The sequence below is a fragment of the Paraburkholderia acidisoli genome, from assembly GCF_009789675.1.
Classification (GTDB): domain Bacteria; phylum Pseudomonadota; class Gammaproteobacteria; order Burkholderiales; family Burkholderiaceae; genus Paraburkholderia; species Paraburkholderia acidisoli.
Genome location: NZ_CP046914.1, coordinates 777,772 through 799,037, shown reverse-complemented (window position 1 = coordinate 799,037; position 21,266 = coordinate 777,772). Strand labels below are relative to the sequence as shown.

Here is a 21,266-nt window from a genome sequence, read left to right as displayed (position 1 = left end):
ACTTAGCGTTTACGACACGATCAACTCATCTTGTCGACGCCAGGCCACTGCTTCCGGGCCACGATTTCAGCGATGGTTTCTTTGATGATTCCCGTCACGCGAGAGAGGCCGACCATCGGGACCTTTCCCGTCGTCGTCGCCATCACCACGGATCGCACGGCTTCGCTATCGTCGATACGTGTCGCGCGCATCAAGCCTGCCGATACTTCGCTCGCGGCAGAAGCGAATGGCAACAAGGTATGCCCATGTCCCATCTGCACGAGCTGGCGCATCAGGTGCGTCGAGCCATCGCATTCCACGGAGATGTTCAGGCGCTTTCCGTAGCGGTCGGCAAACGACTGAGCCTGGGTCCGAATGCCGTGAGCCGTACTGGGAATGACCAGCGGCAAGTCGATGAACTCTCTTGCCGTCATGGAGTTCTGCTTGGGCTGCGGCCCCGGAGGCGAGAGACAATAAAACGGCTCCTGGACCAGCCGCTCATGGGGAATCAGTTTCGAATTGCTGGGCATGTACAGCAAGGCAACGTCCACTTTGCCTTCCTGGAGCCACGTCAAAATCTGACTGCCCAGCGCCTCGACAAATCGCACCGTGGTCGTTGGATACTCGCGCTTGAGCGCGTGAAGAATCGGGCCGAAGGTGACTTGCGCCAACGTGGGTTGAGCCGCCACGATGATGTGCGCGGGACCTTGCGCCGCCAGTTCCCGCGCGACCTTGCGCGCCCGGTCGGCCGCTTCGGTCATCTCGTTCGCGTACTCGAAAAAGATCTGGCCTTTCTCGTTGAGCACCATGCCCCGGCCGGTTCGATGGAACAGCTTGACGCCCACCGAGTCTTCGAGTTTGCCGATGTGCCGCGTCAAGGTCGACTGTTCGATTCCCAGCACGGCGGCGGCCTTCGAGAGGCTTCCCGCCTTGGCGATGGTGCAGAAATACTCGAGTACGTTCAGGTCCATTCTTTTGTCGCGCGACGCGTCATACCGTTGTGAAACAGGCCTCCAGTGGGCACGGCTTCTAAAGCCGGTCCTACCGTACCATAACGCAATACAGCCAGCCCTACCGGAGACCGCGAGTACCGAAGCGCGCAACGTCACCGTTACGCCCTTTGTGTTTTTGGCGGACGCGATCAGCTGGCGGCTGCGCCGCTCATGCCGCCTTCACGGCTCCCATCGGCTCCGCCTCGAGCCGCGTGATGGGACCGCGAACGAGAAACAGATACGAGCAGGCGGCCAGCAACACCAGACCGGCGCCGACGAACAGCGCCACGACGAACGAACCGGTCGCCTGAACGATGAGGCCGGTAACAATGGGCGCCAATGCGCCGCCCGTGAAGCCGCCGAAGTTCTGCAACGCGCCCAGCGAGCCGGTGAACGCGGTTGGACTCAATACGCTGATGGCCGACCACGCGATACTTGCGGCGGCCGCACCGCAGAACATGGCGCCCGAAATGGCCGCAACCGCGACCGCGTTGCTCGGCGCCACCGCAGCGGATGCGACCATGGCGGTTTCGAGAAGCAAGATGACGCAGATGGGCAGCCGGCGGCTGTTGGTCAGGCTGAAGCCCGCATTGGCGAGTTTGTCGACGACAAAACCTGCCGACAGGGCACCGAGTACCGCGCAGGTGTAGGGAATGGCCGCCGTCCAGCCCACCTTCGCAATGCTCATGTGGCGCTCCATTTGCAGATATCCGGGCAACCAGCTCTGGAACAGCCAGCTCACGTAGGTGATGCCGAAGTACCCGAGCACGAGGCCGAGGGTCGTGCGGTCCTTCAGCAGGCTGCCCCACTGCTTCGCCGTCAGGCTTTGCCTCGAGGCCGCCTTGATTTCGTCGCCGGCCTGGCGATAGGCATGCTCTTCGGCCGTCAACGCGACGTCGGCCGGGCTACGGTAAAACGCCGCCCAGATCGCCGCCATGACCAGCCCGAGCACGCCCATGATGATGAACATGTTGTGCCAGCCGAAGTTCAGCATCAACACGGTCAGGAACGGCGCGGCGACTCCGGTTCCCAGATAGGAAGAACTGATAAACGTGCCGGTCGCGCGCCCGCGGTGACGAGCCGCGAACCAGTCGCGCGTGACCCGCGCACCCGTCGGGAATTGAGGCGCCTCGCCAACGCCGAGCAGCGCGCGGGCGACGGCGAACTGCACCGTGTTGTTCACCATGCCGCACATGGCCTGCGCCGCGGACCAGAGCGCCAGTCCGCCCGCGAGCAGCCAGCGCGGACCGAAGCGGTCCAGCAGGACACCAACAGGCAATTGCGCGAACGCATAGGCCCACAGAAATGCGGAGAGCAGGAAGCCCATTTCCGCCACCGACAGTCCCATGTCGTGGCGAATCAGGGGATTCGCCACGGCGAGCGCCGCGCGGTCGATGGTACTGATCACTCCGCTGATGACCAGCATCGTCAACGCGCCTCGCTGGATGGCTTTCACCTTCGGCGTGGGCTCAATGACCTTGTTCATGTTATCTCCTTCACCTTTTCTCTTTTATGGGCAAAGCACGGCGATGTTCAGCCCGCGCCTGGCCAGACTGATCGACGTTCTCTTCGGTTCCGTGCGGCTCAAACCGTGTCGAGGCGCTTCTCGGGGGTAATCTGCAGCGGGTCGGTGATCAGTTCGATGAGCGCGACGCCGCCCGCTTCCCGTGCCCGCTCGAAGGCAGCGGGGAAGGCTTCGGCCGAAGTCACCCGTTCCGCATGCGCGCCGAACGCCTTCGCCAGAGCGACGTAGTCGGGCCCGCGCAGGCGGGTACCGCTCACGCGTCCGGGGTACTCGCGCTCCTGGTGCATGCGGATCGTCCCGTACATGCCGTTGTTGACGACGAGGACGATCAGGCGCGCGCCATATTCGACAGCGGTGGCGAGTTCTTGCGGGTACATCAGGAAACAGCCGTCACCGGCGACGCAAACGACCGTGCGGTCCTTGTGTCGCAATCCTGCGGCCACGGCGGCGGGGAGGCCGTAGCCCATCGCGCCGCAGGTGGACGCGAGTTCGGTACGTGCCGCACGGTAGCGGTAATAGCGATGCAGCCAGACGGAATAGTTTCCCGCGCCGTTCGTGAGTACGGAGTTGGCGGGCAGCGTCGAGGTCAGATGCAACATGACCTCGGTGAGATTCACCCCATTCACCGCGGGCGAGGCCGGGTTCAGCGCCGTGAACGCTTCGAACGCAGCGCGGCCTTGTTGCGTCCATGCGTGCCACGCCGGGGCCTCGGGCGCGCGCAACGTGCACAGCGCCGCGGCCATGGCGTTGGGGTCGATCTGAATCGCCTGCGCCGCCTGGAAGACGCGCCCGAGCTCGCCTGCCTCCCGATGGCACATGATCAACCGTTGCCTCGGGACCGGCACGCTCAGCAGCGAGTACGCGTCGGTTGCCACGTCCCCCAGCCGGCTGCCGAGCGAGACGATCACGTCGGCCGATGCGACCATCTCTTTCAGCATCGGGCTCATGCCCAGGCTCATATGCCCCACGTACTGCGGGTCGTTGTTGTCGACGATATCTTGCCGGCGGAACGAACACGCCACCGGCACATTCCATGCTCTGGCGAAGGCCCGGATGTCTTCGATGCCTTGCCCGGTCCAGGTGCTGCCGCCGACCACGACCAGCGGGCGTTGCGCCGATTTCAGTTCGGCCTCGATCGCCTTTAAGGAGGTCGCACTGACCGCCGGCGTTTCGATGGGGGTTGCGAGACACGCCTGGGAAGTCGTCGCGGCGACGAGCATATCTTCGGGAAGCGAGACGACCACCGGTCCGGGGCGCCCCGATACGGCGGTATGAAACGCCTTCGCCATCAGCTCGCCCATACGATGCTCGTCTTCGATCTGGATAACGAGCTTCGCCATCGACCCGAACATTTCTTGGTAGTCGACTTCCTGGAACGCTTCGCGGCCCCAGTGCGCGCGCGCGATCTGGCCCACGAAGAGAATCATCGGCGTGGAATCCTGCTGCGCGATGTGGACACCGATGCTCGCGTGAGTCGCGCCAGGACCGCGTGTGACCATGCAGATGCCGGGGCGGCCGGTCAGCTTGCCGTCGGCTTCCGCCATGTTTGCCGCCGCGCCTTCATGCTTGGCGACGATCAGCTCCATGTCGGGGTGGTCATGAAGGGCGTCGAGCACTTCCAGATAGCTCTCTCCGGGCACGCAGAAGATACGCTCCACGCCATGCAGTTTCAGGGCGTCCACGAGTACACGGCCGGCGGTTGAAGCGCGCGGGGCGGAAGTTTGCAGCGGGTGATTGGCAGACACGGCAGACCTTTTGTTCGAATGGGGGTTAGCTGGCGATATACGAGGTCTTCACGGTCGTGTAGAACTCGCGGGCATAGGTGCCCTGTTCGCGGGGACCATAGCTCGATCCCTTCCGGCCGCCGAAGGGCACGTGATAGTCGACGCCAGCGGTGGGGAGATTCACCATCACCATGCCGGCCTGGCTATGGCGCTTGAAATGCGACGCGTACTTCAGGCTCGCGGTGGCGATGCCCGCGGCGAGACCGAACTCGGTGTCGTTCGCGCTTGCCAGGGCTTCGTCGTAGTCGGCGACCTGGATGATCGAGGCGACCGGGCCGAACACTTCTTCCTTGTTGATACGCATGGCGGGCGTCGTATCGGTGAGCAGCACCGGCGAGAAGAAATAGCCTTCGAATCCACTGCCGGTGTGACAGGCGACCCGGCCGCCGGGAACCGCGAGCGTCGCGCCTTCGTCGAGCGCAATATCCACGTATCGCGCGTCCTGGTCGAACTGCGCCTGACTTGCGACGGGCCCGATATCGGTCGTTGCCGCCAGTGCGTTGCCGACCCGAATGCCGGCCATGCGCGCCTGCATCGCGTCGACGAACTTCGCGTAGATGCCCTTCGTCACGATCAGGCGACTGGACGCGGTGCAGCGCTGACCGGAAGCGTAGTAAGCACTCTGCACGCAAAGCTCTACCGCCGTGGCGAGGTCCGCATCGTCCAGCACGACTTGCGGATTCTTCCCGCCCATCTCGAGCTGGACTTTCTTTTGCAGTGCCGCGCAACGCTCGGCAATCCGGCGTCCCACGCCAACGGAGCCGGTGAAGCTGATGGCATGAATGCCGGGATGTTCGACCATGGCCTCGCCGATCACGCTGCCACGCCCCATCACGAGATTGAAGACGCCAGCGGGGACGCCCGAGCGGCTGATGATTTCCGCGAGCGCCCATGCGCAGCCAGGCACGAGGTCGGCGGGCTTCAGGACGACGCAGTTGCCATACGCGAGCGCCGGCGCGATTTTCCACGCGGGAATGGCCATCGGGAAATTCCACGGCGTGACGAGGCCGACGACGCCAACGGGCTCGCGAGTCACTTCAATACCCACGCCGGGACGAACGGAGGCCAGCACCTCGCCGGTTTGCCTCAGGACCTCGGCCGCGAAGAACTTGAAGATGCGTCCGGCCCGCGCGACTTCGCCGATACCTTCGGCGCGCGTCTTGCCCTCTTCGCGAGACAGCAGCGTGCCGAGTTCGTCCTTGCGAGCCAGCAGTTCTTCGCCGATCTTGTCGAGCGCGTCGCTGCGCTCCTGGATGCCGCCGGTGGACCACGCGGGGAACGCGGCCGCCGCAGCGGCCACGGCTGTGTCGACGTCCTGGGCGGTGCCGCCCGCGTATTCGCCGATGACCTCGGCGATATTGCTGGGATTGATGTTCAGGGTCGACGATGCGCCGGCAACCCATTCCCCACCGATAAAGTTTTTGAATTCGCTCATCGTCAATGATTAACCGATGGATGTTGCGGGACGCACGAAGCCACGCCCTTCCCGGAAGGGAGCGGGGCTGGCTTCTGAAACGCGGGTTCGAAAGCCGTTAAGCCGCTCTTCGGCGAATCAACGAAGCGTCGATTTCGTTGACCTTATTGATTCCCAGAAGCGCCATATCCCGGTCTACCTCGGTTCGCAAGATCGAGATTGCATGCCGCACGCCCGCCGCTCCGGCAGCGGTCGCCGCGTAATTGAACGAGCGGCCGTTGAAGACGCATTTCGCGCCTTCGGCAAGCGCCTTCAGCACGTCCGTTCCGCGCCGGATACCGCTGTCCATCATGACGGTCACGTCGGGCACGGCATCGACCACGGCGCGCAGGACGTCCATGGGCGAGGCCGCGCCATCCATCTGACGTCCGCCATGGTTCGAAACGATGATGCCGTCCACGCCGCAGTTCCGCGCGATGACGGCGTCCTCGGGACGCATCACGCCTTTCAGAACCAGCGTGCCTTGCCAATATCGGCGCACGATCTTGAAGTGTTCCCAGGACAGATGATCTCGAGCGACCATGTCCCGCTTCACCGAACCGGACAGAATGGGAGCGCCGCGCTCGGCGCGCCAGTTCTCGAAGTGCGGCATGCCATGGAACGCCAGTGTCTTCAGGAAGGTGCCAATCAGCCACTGCGGATGACTGAGTCCGTCGAAGGCCAAACGGGCGCTGGGACGCAGCGGCGTGGAAAAACCGTTCTTCGCGTAGCGTTCCGGGTTGACCTGCACGGGCAGGTCGACCGTCACGACCAGCGTTCGGAACCCTGCGTCGGCGATACGCGCGAGGAGTTCACCAATGCGTTTCTCGTCGCCCGGCATATACGCCTGGAACCAGGTGTTCGGCGCAGCAGCGGCCACGTCCTCCATCCGGATCAGCGAAGCGCCGCTCATCACGGCGGGGACGCCGCATTCCTCCGCCGTCCTGGCGAGGACGATGTCGCCGCGATAGCACCACATCGCTGCGAGGCCGACCGGCGACACGCCGAACGGCGACGAATACGGCTGCCCGAATAGCGTGATGCTCTGCGAACGCCCGGCGACGCCCTCGAGAATGCGCGGCGTAAACGTGAACTGATTGAATGCCGCGCGATTGAGCGACATCGAATATTCGTCGTCGGCGCCGTTGGCAATATAGCTATAGAGCTGGCGCGGAAGCTTCTTCTGCGCCAATGGCTGGAAATCATCCAGGCAGTACACGTCGTTCAGAATGGACGGCTTTTTCAGCGCTTGCGACGGAACCTTCACGCTTGGTGGGTTCAACGGCGGGTCGCTCAGCCCGGTTTGCGTGACGCTCATTCGTCGAATCCCGGTGACAGACGGGCGACGCGGCGCAACAGCGAAGGCCAGACGATTTCCGGGCCGCGGCCACGGCGGCCAGCCGCGATCTGCTCGGGCGCGTTGTCGAGGATGGCGTCGGGAATGCGGACCATCTCGCTGCCTCCGCTCTGTGCGCGGACCTGAATCATGCAAGCGCTTTCGAACTTGTGCATGGCGAGGAAAGCGTCGGCGGCGGACCTGCCGGTGGTCAGCAAGCCGTGATTCCGCAGCATGAGGTACTGGTGGTTGCCGAGGTCTCGCGTGAGCGTCTCCCGCTCGGCATCCTTCAACGCAATACCTTCGTAGTCGTGGTAGCCGAGCGAGCCCATCACGAAAAGCGCCTGCTGCGAAATGGGCAACAAACCTTCTTGCTTCGCCGACACGGCAACCCCGTTGATGGAGTGCACGTGCATGACGTACGTCGCATCGGGGCGCGCGGCGTGGACGGTGCTGTGAATGAGAAAGCCGGCCGGGATGATGTCGTAGGCGGACTCCATCACCTTCTCGCCCTGCAGATTCACCTTGACCAGACTCGAGGCCGTGACTTCGTCGAACATCACGCCGTACGGGTTGATCAGAAAGTGCTCCGTCCCGGGAATCTTCGCCGTGAGATGCGTGAAGATCAGGTCGTCCCAGCCGAACATGGCGACGAGTCGGTACGCGGCGGCGAGGTCGACTCGAGTCTGCCACTCCGCATCGTCGACGAGGTGGCGAACGCCCGGAAACTGGAGTTGGGAAATTGGCATGCGTGCTCCATTCAATGTTGTTTTGCTTGCCCGCAACAGGCGGGCAGAAGTCCACGATGAATGGATGCTAGCGGCAAGCGCCGGTCACACGCTACGTCGCTATCACATACCAGCTATGAAGGCGCCGGACGCCTGAAAACCCCCGGACCGCCGTGCTACGAGCGTTCCGGCGTTTATTGGCGCGGTTCGCGGGTTGCCGTTCCCCGCCTATACCCCAGGTCCCGGGCGGAGTGCGCGAAGCCTGCTCAGACCTGGCGCAGTGTCCGATTGATGGTGTCGCAGAACCATTGCTGCGCCGCGGAGTCTTCCGCGTGGGGATACCAGTACAGGTTCACTTCGAATGGCGGGAGTTGAAACGGCAGCGGCAGTACCTGCATGCGCCCCTCGCTGGCGAACGACTTCGCGATGCGCGTGGGTAGTGTCAGCATGAGATCGGTGGTCGCGATGGACGAAGAGAGGCTGGTGAAGTGCGGAACCCGCAGAACGATTTTGCGGCTCAACCCCATCTCGCTCATTGCGTCTTCCACGAGGTGATGGCCGGTGAACGGCGCGACCACCACGTGGTTGGCCGCCACATACTGCTCCAGCGTCAACGTCCCCTGGATGGTCGGGTGAGACGCACTCAGCAGGCACGAATAACTCTCGCTGAATAGCGTGGTCTTTCGCGCCTGGCCGCCAACAAACTGCATGTTGCCCACCGCCGCGTCCACGTACCCGGTTTGCAGCCATTCGGCGATGAGGTTGCTGTCGATCTGGACGATTTCGAGCCCAACGGAAGGCGCAATCGCCTGAAATTCGCGGATCAGGAATGGCAGGAAGTACAGCTCCCCCAAATCGGAAAGCGCGAGCCGGAACGATCGTTCCGAGCGGGTGGGGTCGAACTGGCGCGTGGCGGAAATCGCCGACTCGATACTGTTCAGTGCCTCTTTGAACGAGTTGAACAACTGCGTGGCATTGAAGGTTGGAATCATCCCGTCGCGCGTGCGGGTGAACAGGGGGTCGTGGAGCAGGTCGCGCAATCGCGTCAGCGAGTAGCTCACCGAGGGTTGCGTGATGTTGAGACGCCTGGCCGCCGCGCTCACGCTGCGCGTTTCGTAGATCGCGACGAAGGTCCGGATGAGGTTCAGGTCAGTACTCACGCGACGCCACCTTTATAGATGGCCTCTATTATAAGAACAAAAAAAGGATGATTGGATTTATGAAACTCGTGCTCCTACGATGTGGCCAATCGAAAGGAAGTGATGTCATGAAAACCATTCACCAAGCGTGCTACGAAATCCTCCGCAGCCAGGGCCTGACGACCTGCTTCGGGAATCCAGGCTCTAACGAACTGCCGTTTCTCCATGACTTCCCGGGCGACTTCCACTATGTCCTCGGCCTGCATGAGGGCGCGGTCGTGGGGATGGCGGACGGCTACGCGCAAGCCACCGGGCGTCCGGTTCTCGTGAACCTCCACTCGGCCGCGGGCACCGGCAACGCCATGGGCGCGCTCGCCAATGCCTGGAACTCCCACTCGCCGCTCGTGGTGACCGCCGGGCAGCAGGTTCGCGCGATGATCGGCGTGGAGGCGCTGCTGGCGAACGTCGACGCCGCGTCGTTGCCGAAGCCGCTCGTCAAGTGGAGTGCCGAGCCGTCCTGCGCGCAAGAGGTGCCGCTGGCGCTGAGCCGCGCGATTCACACCGCGGGCACGGGCGCGAAAGGCCCCGTCTACCTGTCGGTTCCTTATGACGACTGGAAGCAGGAGGCCGCCCCCGGCGTGGACTATCTCGCGACGCGTCGCGTCGAGATGGCGGGCGTTCCGGCGCCGGCCGTCCTTCGGAAGCTGGCTCGCGAACTCGAACAGGCAAAAAATCCGGCGATGATCGTGGGTCCGGACGTCGACGCGAGCGCGGCGAACGGTCTCGCGGTGGCGCTCGCGGAAAAGCTCGCGATGCCGGTCTGGCAGGCGCCTTCGGCGCCTCGCTGCTCGTTTCCGACAACCCACGCCTGCTTTCGCGGCCTGCTTCCGGCGGGCATCGCCAGCATCAGCCGGCTGCTGGAAGGCCACGACCTCGTGCTCGTGGTCGGTGCGCCGGTGTTCCGCTATCACCAGTACGAACCCGGTGACTTCCTGCCGCAGGGAACGCGCCTTGTCGCCATCACTTGCGACATCAACGAAGCGACCCGCGCGCCGATGGGCGATGCTCTCATCGCCGAAATCGCGCCGACGCTCGAAGCGCTGAACGAGGCCGTCGCGCAGACGTCGCGCCCGATGCCTGCGGCGGTTCGCCGTCCCGAACCGGCGCCTGCGGAAGCAGGGCGCCTCGCGCCGGAGCGGGTGTTCGATATCCTCGACGACATGGCGCCGCGCGACGCCATTTATGTCAACGAGTCGACCTCGACCACGAACATCCTGTGGCAGCGCCTGCGCATGACCGAACAAGGCAGCTACTACTTCGCCGCCGCAGGCGGTCTTGGCTTCGCGCTGCCGGCGGCGGTCGGCATTCAGCTGGCAAAGCCGGAGCGCCGCGTTATCGGCGTGATTGGCGACGGCTCGGCGAACTACGGCATCCAGGCGCTCTGGACGGCGGCCCAGTACAACATTCCGACCATCTTCATCATCATGAAGAACGGGACGTATGGCGCCTTGCGGTGGTTCGCCGGCGTCCTGCAAGCGGAGAATGTCCCGGGCCTGGATGTGCCCGGTCTCGACTTCTGCGCGCTGGCTCGCGGCTACGGCGTGGAAGCACTGCACGCGGATTCGGCGGAGTCGCTCACCTCGGCCCTGCGACAAGCGCTGGCGGGTAACAAGCCGGTGCTCATCGAAGTCGAGACGCGCGCTTGAGCCGTCGAGGTATCGACCTATGAAAAAGCTCGTCAATGTCGCCGACTTTCGCGCCAGCGCCAAAGCGCGTCTCCCGAGGATGGTGTTCGACTATCTCGAAGGCGGAGCGGAAGACGAAATCGGTCTGCGTCACAACCAGGATGCGTACAGGGCCATCAAGTTTCAGCCGCGCCGTCTGGTGGATTTCAGCGCGCGTAGCACACAGGTGAATCTCTTCGGTAAGCCGGCGAGCGCTCCGCTCGTCATTGCGCCGACGGGGTTGAACGGCATCTTCTGGCCGCACGGCGACCTCGCGCTCGTGCGCGCCGCTGGCAACTTCGGCATTCCGTTCGCGCTGTCCACGGCGTCGACGAGTTCGATCGAAGACGTGGCGAAGGCCGCCAGCGGCGAGATCTGGTTTCAGCTGTATGTGGTGCATCGCAAGCTGGCCGAACGGCTGGTCAAGCGCGCATTGAGCGCCGGCTATACCACGCTGATCCTCACGACCGACGTTGGCGTGAACGGCAAGCGCGAGCGCGACATCAGAAATGGCTTCGGCATGCCCATGACGTATTCGCCTTCGACCATTCTCGATGGCGTGTTGCATCCGCGCTGGTCGCTCGACCTGCTTAAAAATGGTATGCCGCAACTGGCCAACTTCGCGAGCCTGGACGTGCAGGACACGGAGTTGCAGGCGGCTCTCATGAGCCGCCAGATGGACGCCAGTTTCGCGTGGGAAGACTTGCAGTGGCTGCGTGATTCGTGGCCGCACACACTGCTGATCAAGGGCATCAGCCGGGTTGACGACGCACGCCGCTGTATCGAGCTTGGGGCGGACGGCGTGATTCTGTCGAACCACGGCGGGCGCCAACTGGATAGCGCCATTGCACCCGTCGAAGTGCTGCAGGAGACCGCGAAAAGCCTCTCCGCTCCCGTGTTCGTGGACAGCGGGATCCGACGCGGCTCGGATGTCGTGAAAGCCGTCGCGTTGGGCGCGAGCGCCGTGCTGCTCGGCAGAGCAACGCTCTACGGTTTGGCCTCGGGCGGCCAGGCGGGTGTGGAAGCGGTGCTCTCGATTCTCAAGGGCGAAATCGACACGACGCTCGCTCAGCTAGGCTGCCCGTCGGCCAGCCAGCTCAACGCCGACTTCTTGTGGCGCGGAGGCGATGGCAAGGTCGGCGAGGTGAACGCTGCCCGTTTCGTGCCCGCATAACGAGGTTCTCGCCATGGAAGAGATTCGAATCACCGGTCTGCGCGCACGAGCGGTCAATGTGCCCTTGCAGTATCCGGTGAAGACCGCTGTCGGCACCGTGGCGACATCGCCATTGGTATTGATCGACCTGCTCACGAACGCGAATGTCACCGGGCACGCGTATGTGTTCACCTACACGCCGCTGGCACTGAAGCCGACCTTGCAGATGGTCGAGGAACTCGGCGCGTTGGTGCAGGGCATGCCGCTTTCCCCGCATGACCTTGACCGCGCGTTCAACGGCCGTTTCCGCCTGATTGGCCACACTGGAATCGTGCGCATTGCCACGGCGGGGATCGACATGGCGGCGTGGGATGCCAAGGCCAAGGCGCACCGTGTGCCGCTGGTCGAACTGCTCGGCGGAAAGGCGAGGCCGCTCCCTGCTTACGATAGTCACAGCATGGACGATGTGGCGCTCGGGACGAAGCGCGCGCGTGACGCCGTCGAGTCCGGTTTCAGGGCGATAAAGACCAAGATTGGCTATGCCACGCTCGACGACGACCTGAAGGTGGTCCGGGCGATCAAGGCCGTGACTGGCAATGCCGCGGATTTGATGGTCGATTACAACCAGGCGTTGTCGGTGCCGGAGGCGAAGCGTCGCGGCCGCGCGCTGGCGGCCGAGGGCATTGCATGGATCGAGGAGCCCACACTGCAGCAGGATTACGCCGGTCACGCGTCCATTCGCGAAGCGCTGACCACGCCAATTCAAATGGGTGAAAACTGGTTCGGTCCCGACGAGATGCAAAAGGCCGTCGATGCCAAAGCCTGCGACTTCGCCATGCCCGATCTCATGAAAATCGGTGGCGTTAGCGGGTGGCTGAAGGCGAGTGCGATTGCCGAGCAGCACGGCTTGCCGTTGTCCAGCCACATCTTTCAGGAATTCAGCGCACACGTTCTCGCCGTTAGCCCGACCGCTCATTTCCTCGAAAAAATGGATATGGCGGGCCCGGTGCTCGAGCCGCTGCTCCGATTCCGGGACGGCAACGCCCACTTCGGTGATGAACCCGGTGCCGGCATTCGCTGGAACGAGGAAGCCGTGAGTCAATTCCTCGTGTGAAGTCACGCTGGCTTTCGTCACCGAGGAGGCCAGAAAAGAAGCAGATAAGAAGCCGATTCGTTGTACCTGATACGAGCCTTCAAGAGCTCGCTCAATATCTAATCTGGAGACGACAATGAACCCTGATGCCAGCGCTGGCGATGCGCTCTACCACACCGTCTTGAGCCCCCGACACCTCATGGTGATGTTCTGGTGCTCAATGCTGATGCTGTTTGACGGATACGACTTAGTCATCTATGGCTCGATCCTTCCTCATCTGATGCAAGAGTGGAAGCTATCGCCCGTCACTGCGGGCTTTATCGGCAGCAGTGCGTTGTTTGGGATGATGATCGGCGCGCTGGTTCTGGGCACCTCGGCAGATCGCTTTGGTCGTCGCCGTCTGATTCTTGTTTGCCTCGTAACGTTTGGTCTCGCCGCGCTCGTGAACGGAGTATCGACCAACACGACGGAATTCACCCTGTGCCGCTTTTTCACGGGTTTTGGTCTCGGCGGTTTGATTCCGAATATTGTTGCGTTGATGAACGAGATGGCGCCGCGTAACCGCCGCAACCTGATGGTCACCGGCATGCTGGGGTTCTTCTCGGTCGGTGGCGTTATCGCGGCATTCGCGGGTAAAGCGCTCACACCAGAATTTGGCTGGCGCGCCAGTTTCTTTATCGCGGGCATTCCTTTGATTTGCTTTCCTGCGTTCTTTCGCTGGCTCCCGGAATCCATCAGTTTTTTGGTCGCACAGAAGCGCTATCCGGAAGCGGACGCGTTACTGAAAAAATACGCGCCCGACTTCATGGGAAAGGCGTCGTCGCTGGTCGTATCGAGTGAATCGTCAGATGGTAGCGGCGGCCGTTTTAGTGCGATGCAGCTTTTTTCTCGTAATCAACTCACTGGGACTTTGCTCCTCTGGACTGCATTTGGCATGTGCATGCTGATGTTGTATGGGTTGAATACGTGGTTGCCCAAGTTGATGGCGGCAAACGGATACTCCATGGGTTCGAGCCTTACCTTCCTGCTTACGCTGAATGTGGGCGGCGTTTTAGGCGGTCTCTTTAGCGGATGGCTGGCAGACCGGTGTGGCGGCAAGCTGACGTTGATGCTCTTCTTCCTGGTTGGGGCGGCTTCAATCGCATTGTTGGGCTACCGACAGTCTCCGCTCGTACTGAATGTCCTTCTGACGGCCGCAGGCGCGACCACGACCGGCACGCTGTCAATCTGCTACTCGTTTGCCGCGCAGATTTACAAGGCGGAAATTCGCACGACGGGTGTGGGCTGGGCCGCCGCCGCGGGGCGTTTTGGCGCCATGGCGGGGCCGGCACTGGGCGGCTATTTACTGAGTCAAAACCTTTCAGCCAACGTCAGTTTTCTGGTCTTCGCCGTTCCGGGTGTGATCGCCGCTATCGCGGTGCTGCTGATTTCAACGCCTCGCGAACGCGCCGAGCGCGCGGTGCCTGCACTCGCCCCTCGCGCTGAGTAAGTTTCCAGCCATAGCGTCAATATGAATCACGGAGAAATGAACATGAGCAATATCGGTGAGTCGCAAGTCTGGAACGGGCGGATTTTTTCCGAAGGCTGGAAGGCCGCGAAGGGTGGCACTCATGACGTCATCGAGCCGGCCACTGGGGAACGCATCGGCGTGATCGGCACAGGTTCCCCCGAGGACATCGACAACGCGGTCGTCTCCGCCACGAAGGCCCAGGCCGCGTGGGCCGCGACGCCGTTCGACCAGCGCGCGGCCATTCTGCGCGAGGCGGCGCGGCTCTTGAAGGAGCGCGCGCCCGAGATCAACGAATGGAATGTCCGCGAGTGTGGCTCGACGCGCCCCAAGGCCGAGTGGGAACTGCACGCCACCTTCGAGCAATTGCAGATGGCCGCCGCGATTCCCATGCAGCCAGACGGTGCGCTGTACCCGTCGGCCATGCCGGGTCGCATCAACATCTGCCGGCAGGTGCCCATTGGCGTGGTGGGCGTGATCGCCCCCTGGAATTTTCCGATTCTCCTCGGCATGAGGTCGGTGGCGCCCGCGCTTGCGCTCGGCAACGCCGTCGTCCTGAAGCCCGATACGCAGAGCGGCGTGGCTGGCGGCCTCCTGCTCGCCAAGGTGTTCGAAGACGCGGGACTGCCCGCGGGCGTTCTTCATGTGATCCCGGGCGGCCCGGCCGCCGGCGACGCGCTCGTGCGTCATCCGAAGGTGGGCATGATTTCGTTCACGGGCTCGACGGCCGTGGGTCGAGCCATTGGCGAAATCTGCGGACGCATGCTCAAGAAGGTCGCGTTGGAACTTGGCGGCAACAACGCCATCGTGGTGCTCGAAGACGCGGACATCGAAGCCGCAACGTCGAACGGCGCATGGGGCTCGTTCCTGCACCAGGGTCAAATCTGCATGCAGACGGGCCGCCATCTCGTGCATCGTTCTATCGCCCAACAGTATGCGCAGCGTCTCGCCGAGCGTGCCCGCAACCTCGCGGTAGGGAACCCCGCCAAAGACCCCGTGCATCTCGGACCGCTCATCAACCAGAAGCAGTTGGACCGCATCGACAACATCGTGCAGCAGAGCGTGAGCGAAGGCGCGACGGTGTTGGCGGGTGGCAAGCACGTCGGGCTCTTCTACGAGCCTACCGTCCTCGCGGGCGTCAAACCGGGGATGCCGGCGTACGAGCAGGAAATCTTCGGACCTATTGCGCCCATCACGGTGTTCGACACCGACGAAGAAGCCATCGATCTGGTCAATTCGTCCGAGTACGGTCTGGCTGCCGCCATCCATACGCAATCGATGTCGCGCGGGCTCGCCATGTCGTCGCGCGTGCGGGTCGGCATGGTGCACGTCAACGACCAGACGGTGAACAACGAGTTTCACGTGCCGTTCGGCGGTATGGGGGCATCGGGCAACGGCGGTCGCTTCGGCGGACCGGCCAACGTGCACGAGTTCACGCAAACGCAATGGGTCAGCCTGATGGACAAGCCGATCCAGTATCCGTTCTAACGCGTGGTGTAGCCCGGAAAGTCTTCGAGCGCGCGCTCGTCTGGGCGCGCGTATCGGGATCGATGGGCCACGGGTTTTGTCGTATACGAGAACCTATTTTTTCTCGTATATGATAACTCGTAGCGCGTTGTGACATCGTTTGATGACAGGGACTTCGTGCGTTGCACACTGGACTCCGTTCGAGCCGAGCCATTCCCGGGAGTCGCAAGAAGAAAGTATTTTTCTCATATACGAGAAATTTATTTTGACTCGGATATGATGGGTTTCACGTAAGGATGCGGACCGCAAGACGAACTCAGGAAGCATCTTCAGTTGAATCGCTCAGGATGCCTAATAGTTGGCGCGCATCGACTCATTGAGATTGCCGGAATTTCCCTGGAGAAACAGCATGTCGCACCGAAACCCGTTCGAAACAACGCTCGCCACGACCTGTGTCGCGGCGCTGCTGGCCGTGTTGTCAGCGCCGACCTTTGCCGATGACCTGGTCGCCAAAATTGCCGTCGCCGGGCCCACCACGGGCCAGCTCGCGAGCCTCGGTAAAGACGTGCAGAACAGTGGCGTGCTGGCAATCGACGCGCTCAACGCGAAGCACATTACGGTAGACGGCCGGACCGTTCGATTCGAACTCGTTTCGGCAGACGATGGCGCGGACCCGCGCGTGGGCACGATCGTCGCGCAACGGCTTGTGGATGACCATGTGATCGCGGTGGTCGGACACATCAATTCGGGCGTGGCCATTCCCGCCTCGCGCATCTACAGCCAGGCCGGCATTCCGTTCATCTCGAGCGGCGCGTCGAATCCGACGCTCACCGCACAGAATCTGAAAAACACCTTCCGCGTCGTCGCCGACGACAACGCCCAGGCGCGCGGGATGGTCCAATTCCTGAGCGGCCAGTTAAAGGCGAAGCGGATTGGTCTGGTCGACGACCGAACGGCGTACGGACAAGGCCTCGGGGACCAGGTCGCGAAAGATGCGAACGAGTCGGGCATAACCGTGACGCGTGAGTTCACGAGCGACAAGGCGGTGGACTTCCGGGCCATTCTCACCACGTTGAAATCGAGCGAGCCGGATGCCATCGTGCTGGCCAGCACCGACGCGATCGCGTCGCCCTTCGTGAAGCAGATGAAGACGCTCGGCATGACGCGCGTACGCTTCGTGGGTGGGGACGGCATCTGCACTGAGAACTGGGTGCGAGTGGCGGGGCCGGCTGCGGAAGGCGAGTATTGCACCCAAACCGGTGCGCCGCTCGACCAGCTTCCCGGCGCGAAGGAGTTCGTTCAGAAGTACCAGACGCGATTCAATCAACCGCCGCAATACTTCGGGCCGTACACCTACGATGCGGTGATGGTGGTGGGCGAGGCAGTCCAGAAAGCGGGCTCGCTCGACCCGAAGAAACTCATCGACGCACTGCATGCCGTCGACTACACGGGCGTGACCGGCAGAATCGCATTCGATAGCAAAGGCGACCAAAAGTACGCCGCGGTCTCGGTCTACCAGGTGAAGTCGCAGAAGATCACGTCTCTCGGTGTCGTCGGAAAGATGTGATGGGAAGCGCGAGCCGTTATCGGCTCGCGCATCGAGCGCATCAGCCGTTGTCGCCGCCCGCTACGGGCAGCACGGCGCCGGTGATATAGCCTGCCTCGTCGGAAGCGAGGAAGAGGATAGGGGCGATCTGTTCATCGAGCGTCCCGTAGCGTTTGAACCAGGTCGATTCGGTCACCTGCTTCACGGCTTCCTCCATCCACTGCTTCTCCTGCGCGTTGTCTCCCGCGGCATTGCGCGGCACGCGGCGCGGCGGCGCTGCGGTTCCGCCGGGCGCGGCGGCCACCACCCGGATGTTGTGCTCGCCGTACTCCATGGCGAGCGACTGCGTCATCGCGTTGACGCCGCCCTTGGCCGCCGAATACGGCACGCGACGAATGCCGCGAGTCGCATTCGACGAGACGTTGACGATGGTTCCCCCGCCTTGCGCGAGCATGGGCGGAAGGACAGCATGGCAGGCATACAAGGTCGGCATGAGCGAGCGCCGGATTTCCGCGTCGATCTGCGCCGGCTCGAACTCGGCGTAAGGGCGCATGCGGATGGCGCCGCCAACACCGTTGACGAGAATGTCGATCCGGCCAAACCTCTCAACGGCGAAGGCCATGGCGGACGCCGCGCCTTCGTAGGTTTCGAGGTCCGCGACGAATCCCGCGGTGTCCGCGCCTGTGGCCTCGGCCGCCACTTCCGCGACAAAGGCGGCGCGGTCGACGAACAGCACGCGCGCGCCTTCGGCCGCCGCGCGTAGCGCGACTCCGCGACCGATGCCTTGTGCCGCGCCGGTCACGACCATCACCTTGCCTTCGAATCGTCGCGCGCTCATGCCTTCACCGCGCTCGCGTTGGGCGTGAACTTCTCATAGTGGAAGCTGTGGGGCTTCACGCCGTTGTCGTCGAAATACTGGCGCACGGCGTCCACCATCGGCGGCGGACCGCACAGGTAGACGTCCACGTCGCCGTCGTTCAGGCACTCGGCCGGCATATGCTGCGTGACCCAGCCCTTGCGCGGATGGCTCGACGCCTCTTCCGCCACGACCGTAGTGAACGAGAAGTGCGGCAGCTTCGCCACGTAGGCTTCGATCGCTTCCACTTGTACGAGGTCGAGGTCGCGCGTGACGCCGTAGATCAGATGCGCGCGCTGTTGCGAGTTCGTCTGCACGAGCACTTCCAGCATCGACAGAAATGGCGCGAGCCCGGTGCCGCCCGCGAGGAACAGCAGCGGGCGCTCGACGGCACGAAGATAGAAGCTGCCGAGCGGGCCCGTGAGCGCCACCTCGTGACCGGGTTGAGCCGATTCGAGCCACGTGCTCATCACGCCACCGGGAATCTTCTTGATCAGAAAGCGAATGTTCGACGCGCCGGGAGCCGACGAGAACGAATAAGAGCGGTGCTGGCCGCTGCCGGGAACGTCGATATTGACGTACTGGCCAGCCAGGAACACGGGCGCAACACCGCTCACGTCCAGTTCGAGGACCACGGCGGCGTCGTTGTGCTGCTCGACTTTCGTGACCGTTGCGGCGAACTGGCTCTGTTCGGTTTTGCATGCCGTCGACGACGCGGGCACCGCGATCACGCAATCGCTCTGCGGCACCATCTGGCAGGTGAGAACGAGACCGCTCGCTTGCTCGTCCTCGCTCAGTGCGTCTTCGATATAGTCGTCGCCGAGGTCGTAACGGCCGCTTTCGGCGCGGCATTTGCAGGTGCCGCACACGCCGTCGGAGCAGTCCATCGGCAGGTTGATGCGGGCGCGAAACGCGGCATCGAGAACCTTCTCGCCGGCTTTGCATTCGACGAAGCGGGTCACGCCGTCTTCAAAATTCAGTGCGATGTTGTAGCTGGACATCTTGCCTCCTGCTTCCTGTCTCGTTCCAACCGGCAATCAGACGTGGTAGACGTCGAGCACCTGGCGGATATAGTCGTTCTTCAACGCAATCTTCTTCTTCGCGATCAGCAGGCGGTCATCGACCTTGCGGAAGGTGACGTGGATCGTGCCGAAGAACTGGTCCGTTGTCTTGTAACGGTGGCTCAGCGTGTTGAAGTTGTAGCGGACGTCGATCTCGATACCGTGCTCGCCCTGACGCTCGGCCAGCACTTCCACATTGGTGACGTTGTGACTCGTGCGCGGCTCCGGCATCGACGCGCCGCTGCGCTCGGTCTTGATGCGGAACACGCGATCTTCGAGGCCGCCGCGGTCGGCGTAATACATCAGCGAGATCTGGCTTTGCGGGTCGTCGGTGAGGGTGTCGTCGTCGTCCCAGGCGGGCATCCAGTAAGTCACATCTTCCGTGTAGCACGCCAGCCACTCGTCCCACTGGCGGTCGTCGAGAAAGCGCGCCTCTTGGTAGAGCGCGCGACACAGTGCCGGATAGTCGATGCTCATACGCTTGCCTCGGCCTGTTCTTTACGCAGGGCTTCACGCATCACCTGCATCCAGTATTCGTGCTGAACCACGAAGAGACCTTCGTCTTCGCTGCGCTCGCCCGAGATGAGCGGATTCAAACCCATTCCCCTGGCGTTCTCGTCCGGCCCGTGAATCCACAGCGGCGCGCCGCGCGACATGTCGTTCCACATCGAGGTCGTGCTGGCATAACCGGCCTGGCAAGCACGGAACTCTTCGAGGTCGTCGCTCGTGCCCATGCCCGAGACGTTGAAAAAGTCTTCGTACTGGCGGATGCGCGTGGCGCGACTCTCCGGGCTCTCGCCTTTCGGCGCGAAGCAGAAGATGCTGACTTCGGTTTTGTCGACGCCAATGGGACGGACCACCCGAATCTGCGTGCTGAACTGGTCCATCAGGAACACGTTGGGATACAGACACAGGTTGCGTGTCTGATTGACGATGTACTTCGCCTTGTCCTCGCCCACGCGAGCCGCGATCTCCTCGCGGTGTTCGTAGACGGGGCGCACTTCGGGATTCATCGTGTTGGTCCATAGCAGGATGTGGCCGTGCTCGAAGCCATACACACCCGCCACCGATTTGCTCCAGCCGTTCGCATCGACCGCCTTCGTTCCTTCCACCTTGCGCCGGCCCATGGTGGCCGAGTAGTTCCAGTGCACGGTGCTGACGTGGTACCCGTCGCAGCCGTTCTCCATCTGCATCTTCCAGTTGCCGTCGTAGATGTACGAGGAGTTGCCGCGCAACACTTCGAGTCCGCCGGGCGCCTGCGAGACGATCTGGTCGATGATGACCCGGGCCTCGCCGAGATAGTCTTCGAGCGGCATCACGTCTTCGCTCAGGCTGCCGAACAGGAAGCCGCGGTAGTTCTGGAAGCGCGCAATCTTCTTCAGGTCATGCGAGCCTGCCTGGTTGAACTGCACCGGGTACTCGGTCGTTTTCTCGTCTTTGACTTTCAGCAGCTTGCCGGCATTGGAGAAGGTCCAGCCGTGAAACGGGCACGTGAAGCTGCCTTTATTGCCGTGTTTGCGGCGGCAGAGCATCGCGCCTTTGTGCGCGCAGGCGTTGATGACCGCATGAAGTTCGCCGGTCTTGTCGCGCGTGATGACAATGGGCTGGCGACCCATCCACGTGGTGTAGTAGTCGTTGTTGTTGGGCACCTGGCTTTCGTGCGCCAGGTAGACCCAGTTGCTCTCGAAGATGTGCTTCATCTCGAGTTCGTAGAGGTCGGCGTTGGTGAAGATGTCGCGGCGGCAACGGAATACACCGTTCTCCTTATCGTCCTGAACGGCGTGACTCAGCAGATCGTCGAGTTGCTGGGTTTTATCGATGATTGCAGACATACGTTGTCTCCTGGGCGGGCTTCGTGGAGCAGCCCTGCGCATCGGTTCAAAAAATTCGTGAGGAGAAGTCGCGGCCCGAAGACGAGCTGAA

Annotated in this window: 17 protein-coding genes; 6 read left to right on the top strand and 11 right to left on the bottom strand. The window is 62.7% G+C overall.

The genetic code is table 11. The features are described 5' to 3' along the window. Positions 1 to 20: 20 nt before the first annotated feature. From FAZ98_RS17760 to FAZ98_RS17730, 7 genes are all read right to left on the bottom strand, one after another. Positions 21 to 950, bottom strand: coding sequence for a LysR family transcriptional regulator (locus tag FAZ98_RS17760; protein WP_158952610.1), 930 nt, complete (start codon positions 948 to 950; stop codon positions 21 to 23). A 190-nt stretch (positions 951 to 1,140) separates the two neighbouring features. Continuing rightward, positions 1,141 to 2,397: an MFS transporter gene (locus FAZ98_RS17755; RefSeq protein ID WP_199272388.1), complete on the bottom strand. Its 1,257-nt coding sequence runs from the start codon at positions 2,395 to 2,397 to the stop codon at positions 1,141 to 1,143. A 158-nt stretch (positions 2,398 to 2,555) separates the two neighbouring features. After that, the gene (locus FAZ98_RS17750) at positions 2,556 to 4,178 is read right to left on the bottom strand and encodes a thiamine pyrophosphate-binding protein (protein WP_233272802.1); all 1,623 of its coding nucleotides are present in this window, start codon (positions 4,176 to 4,178) and stop codon (positions 2,556 to 2,558) included. Positions 4,179 to 4,266: 88 nt separating this feature from the next. Next, positions 4,267 to 5,715, bottom strand: coding sequence for an aldehyde dehydrogenase family protein (locus FAZ98_RS17745; protein WP_158952608.1), 1,449 nt, complete (start codon positions 5,713 to 5,715; stop codon positions 4,267 to 4,269). A 97-nt stretch (positions 5,716 to 5,812) separates the two neighbouring features. Beyond that, positions 5,813 to 7,051: an alpha-hydroxy acid oxidase gene (locus FAZ98_RS17740; protein ID WP_158952607.1), complete on the bottom strand. Its 1,239-nt coding sequence runs from the start codon at positions 7,049 to 7,051 to the stop codon at positions 5,813 to 5,815. After that, entirely contained in the window at positions 7,048 to 7,818 is a 771-nt protein-coding gene (locus FAZ98_RS17735) for a class II aldolase/adducin family protein (RefSeq protein ID WP_158952606.1), read from the bottom strand. Before FAZ98_RS17735 ends, FAZ98_RS17740 begins: the two co-directional genes overlap by 4 nt. 245 nt (positions 7,819 to 8,063) lie before the next feature. Further along, complete coding sequence (locus FAZ98_RS17730; RefSeq protein WP_158952605.1) at positions 8,064 to 8,957, bottom strand: LysR family transcriptional regulator; 894 nt, start codon at positions 8,955 to 8,957, stop codon at positions 8,064 to 8,066. A 107-nt stretch (positions 8,958 to 9,064) separates the two neighbouring features. Here FAZ98_RS17730 and mdlC point away from each other — a divergent pair, with 107 nt between their 5' ends. From mdlC to FAZ98_RS17700, 6 genes are all read left to right on the top strand, one after another. Continuing rightward, on the top strand, positions 9,065 to 10,642 hold the full coding sequence (gene mdlC, locus FAZ98_RS17725; RefSeq protein ID WP_158952604.1) for a benzoylformate decarboxylase: 1,578 nt from the start codon (positions 9,065 to 9,067) through the stop codon (positions 10,640 to 10,642). 19 nt (positions 10,643 to 10,661) lie between these two features. Then, the gene (locus FAZ98_RS17720) at positions 10,662 to 11,834 is read left to right on the top strand and encodes an alpha-hydroxy-acid oxidizing protein (RefSeq protein ID WP_158952603.1); all 1,173 of its coding nucleotides are present in this window, start codon (positions 10,662 to 10,664) and stop codon (positions 11,832 to 11,834) included. A gap of 13 nt (positions 11,835 to 11,847) precedes the next feature. After that, positions 11,848 to 12,927 (top strand): enolase C-terminal domain-like protein, encoded by a 1,080-nt coding sequence (locus FAZ98_RS17715; protein ID WP_158952602.1) that lies wholly within the window; start codon positions 11,848 to 11,850, stop codon positions 12,925 to 12,927. A 115-nt stretch (positions 12,928 to 13,042) separates the two neighbouring features. Then, entirely contained in the window at positions 13,043 to 14,395 is a 1,353-nt protein-coding gene (locus FAZ98_RS17710; protein WP_158952601.1) for an MFS transporter, read from the top strand. Between the two features lie 42 nt (positions 14,396 to 14,437). Continuing rightward, complete coding sequence (locus tag FAZ98_RS17705) at positions 14,438 to 15,901, top strand: benzaldehyde dehydrogenase (RefSeq protein ID WP_158952600.1); 1,464 nt, start codon at positions 14,438 to 14,440, stop codon at positions 15,899 to 15,901. 388 nt (positions 15,902 to 16,289) lie between these two features. Beyond that, on the top strand, positions 16,290 to 17,447 hold the full coding sequence (locus FAZ98_RS17700; RefSeq protein ID WP_158952599.1) for a branched-chain amino acid ABC transporter substrate-binding protein: 1,158 nt from the start codon (positions 16,290 to 16,292) through the stop codon (positions 17,445 to 17,447). A 40-nt stretch (positions 17,448 to 17,487) separates the two neighbouring features. Here the strand turns inward: FAZ98_RS17700 and benD are convergent, their stop codons facing one another. Genes benD through FAZ98_RS17680 form a run of 4 tightly spaced genes read right to left on the bottom strand, consistent with a single transcriptional unit; the run spans position 17,488 to position 21,175 of the window. Beyond that, positions 17,488 to 18,264: a benzoate diol dehydrogenase BenD gene (benD, locus tag FAZ98_RS17695; RefSeq protein ID WP_158952598.1), complete on the bottom strand. Its 777-nt coding sequence runs from the start codon at positions 18,262 to 18,264 to the stop codon at positions 17,488 to 17,490. Beyond that, positions 18,261 to 19,283 carry a benzoate 1,2-dioxygenase electron transfer component BenC gene (benC, locus tag FAZ98_RS17690; protein WP_158952597.1) on the bottom strand — a complete coding sequence of 341 codons (1,023 nt, stop codon included), beginning with the start codon at positions 19,281 to 19,283 and terminating at the stop codon, positions 18,261 to 18,263. Before benC ends, benD begins: the two co-directional genes overlap by 4 nt. Positions 19,284 to 19,319: 36 nt before the next feature. Then, positions 19,320 to 19,820, bottom strand: coding sequence for a benzoate 1,2-dioxygenase small subunit (gene benB / locus FAZ98_RS17685; RefSeq protein ID WP_158952596.1), 501 nt, complete (start codon positions 19,818 to 19,820; stop codon positions 19,320 to 19,322). Continuing rightward, positions 19,817 to 21,175, bottom strand: a complete 1,359-nt coding sequence (locus FAZ98_RS17680; protein ID WP_158952595.1) for a Rieske 2Fe-2S domain-containing protein — start codon at positions 21,173 to 21,175, stop codon at positions 19,817 to 19,819. Before FAZ98_RS17680 ends, benB begins: the two co-directional genes overlap by 4 nt. Between the last annotated feature and the right edge of the window lie 91 nt (positions 21,176 to 21,266).

Excerpts from the sequence above, each read along its gene's own strand:
- FAZ98_RS17760 (WP_158952610.1), bottom strand. The coding sequence starts at position 950 with ATGGACCTGAACGTACTCGAGTATTTCTGCACCATCGCCAAGGCGGGA.
- FAZ98_RS17755 (WP_199272388.1), bottom strand. The coding sequence starts at position 2,397 with ATGCTGGTCATCAGCGGAGTGATCAGTACCATCGACCGCGCGGCGCTC.
- FAZ98_RS17745 (WP_158952608.1), bottom strand. The coding sequence starts at position 5,715 with ATGAGCGAATTCAAAAACTTTATCGGTGGGGAATGGGTTGCCGGCGCA.
- FAZ98_RS17740 (WP_158952607.1), bottom strand. The coding sequence starts at position 7,051 with ATGAGCGTCACGCAAACCGGGCTGAGCGACCCGCCGTTGAACCCACCA.
- FAZ98_RS17735 (WP_158952606.1), bottom strand. The coding sequence starts at position 7,818 with ATGCCAATTTCCCAACTCCAGTTTCCGGGCGTTCGCCACCTCGTCGAC.
- mdlC (WP_158952604.1), top strand. The coding sequence starts at position 9,065 with ATGAAAACCATTCACCAAGCGTGCTACGAAATCCTCCGCAGCCAGGGC.
- FAZ98_RS17720 (WP_158952603.1), top strand. The coding sequence starts at position 10,662 with ATGAAAAAGCTCGTCAATGTCGCCGACTTTCGCGCCAGCGCCAAAGCG.
- FAZ98_RS17715 (WP_158952602.1), top strand. The coding sequence starts at position 11,848 with ATGGAAGAGATTCGAATCACCGGTCTGCGCGCACGAGCGGTCAATGTG.
- FAZ98_RS17710 (WP_158952601.1), top strand. The coding sequence starts at position 13,043 with ATGAACCCTGATGCCAGCGCTGGCGATGCGCTCTACCACACCGTCTTG.
- FAZ98_RS17705 (WP_158952600.1), top strand. The coding sequence starts at position 14,438 with ATGAGCAATATCGGTGAGTCGCAAGTCTGGAACGGGCGGATTTTTTCC.
- FAZ98_RS17700 (WP_158952599.1), top strand. The coding sequence starts at position 16,290 with ATGTCGCACCGAAACCCGTTCGAAACAACGCTCGCCACGACCTGTGTC.
- benD (WP_158952598.1), bottom strand. The coding sequence starts at position 18,264 with ATGAGCGCGCGACGATTCGAAGGCAAGGTGATGGTCGTGACCGGCGCG.
- benC (WP_158952597.1), bottom strand. The coding sequence starts at position 19,283 with ATGTCCAGCTACAACATCGCACTGAATTTTGAAGACGGCGTGACCCGC.
- benB (WP_158952596.1), bottom strand. The coding sequence starts at position 19,820 with ATGAGCATCGACTATCCGGCACTGTGTCGCGCGCTCTACCAAGAGGCG.
- FAZ98_RS17680 (WP_158952595.1), bottom strand. The coding sequence starts at position 21,175 with ATGTCTGCAATCATCGATAAAACCCAGCAACTCGACGATCTGCTGAGT.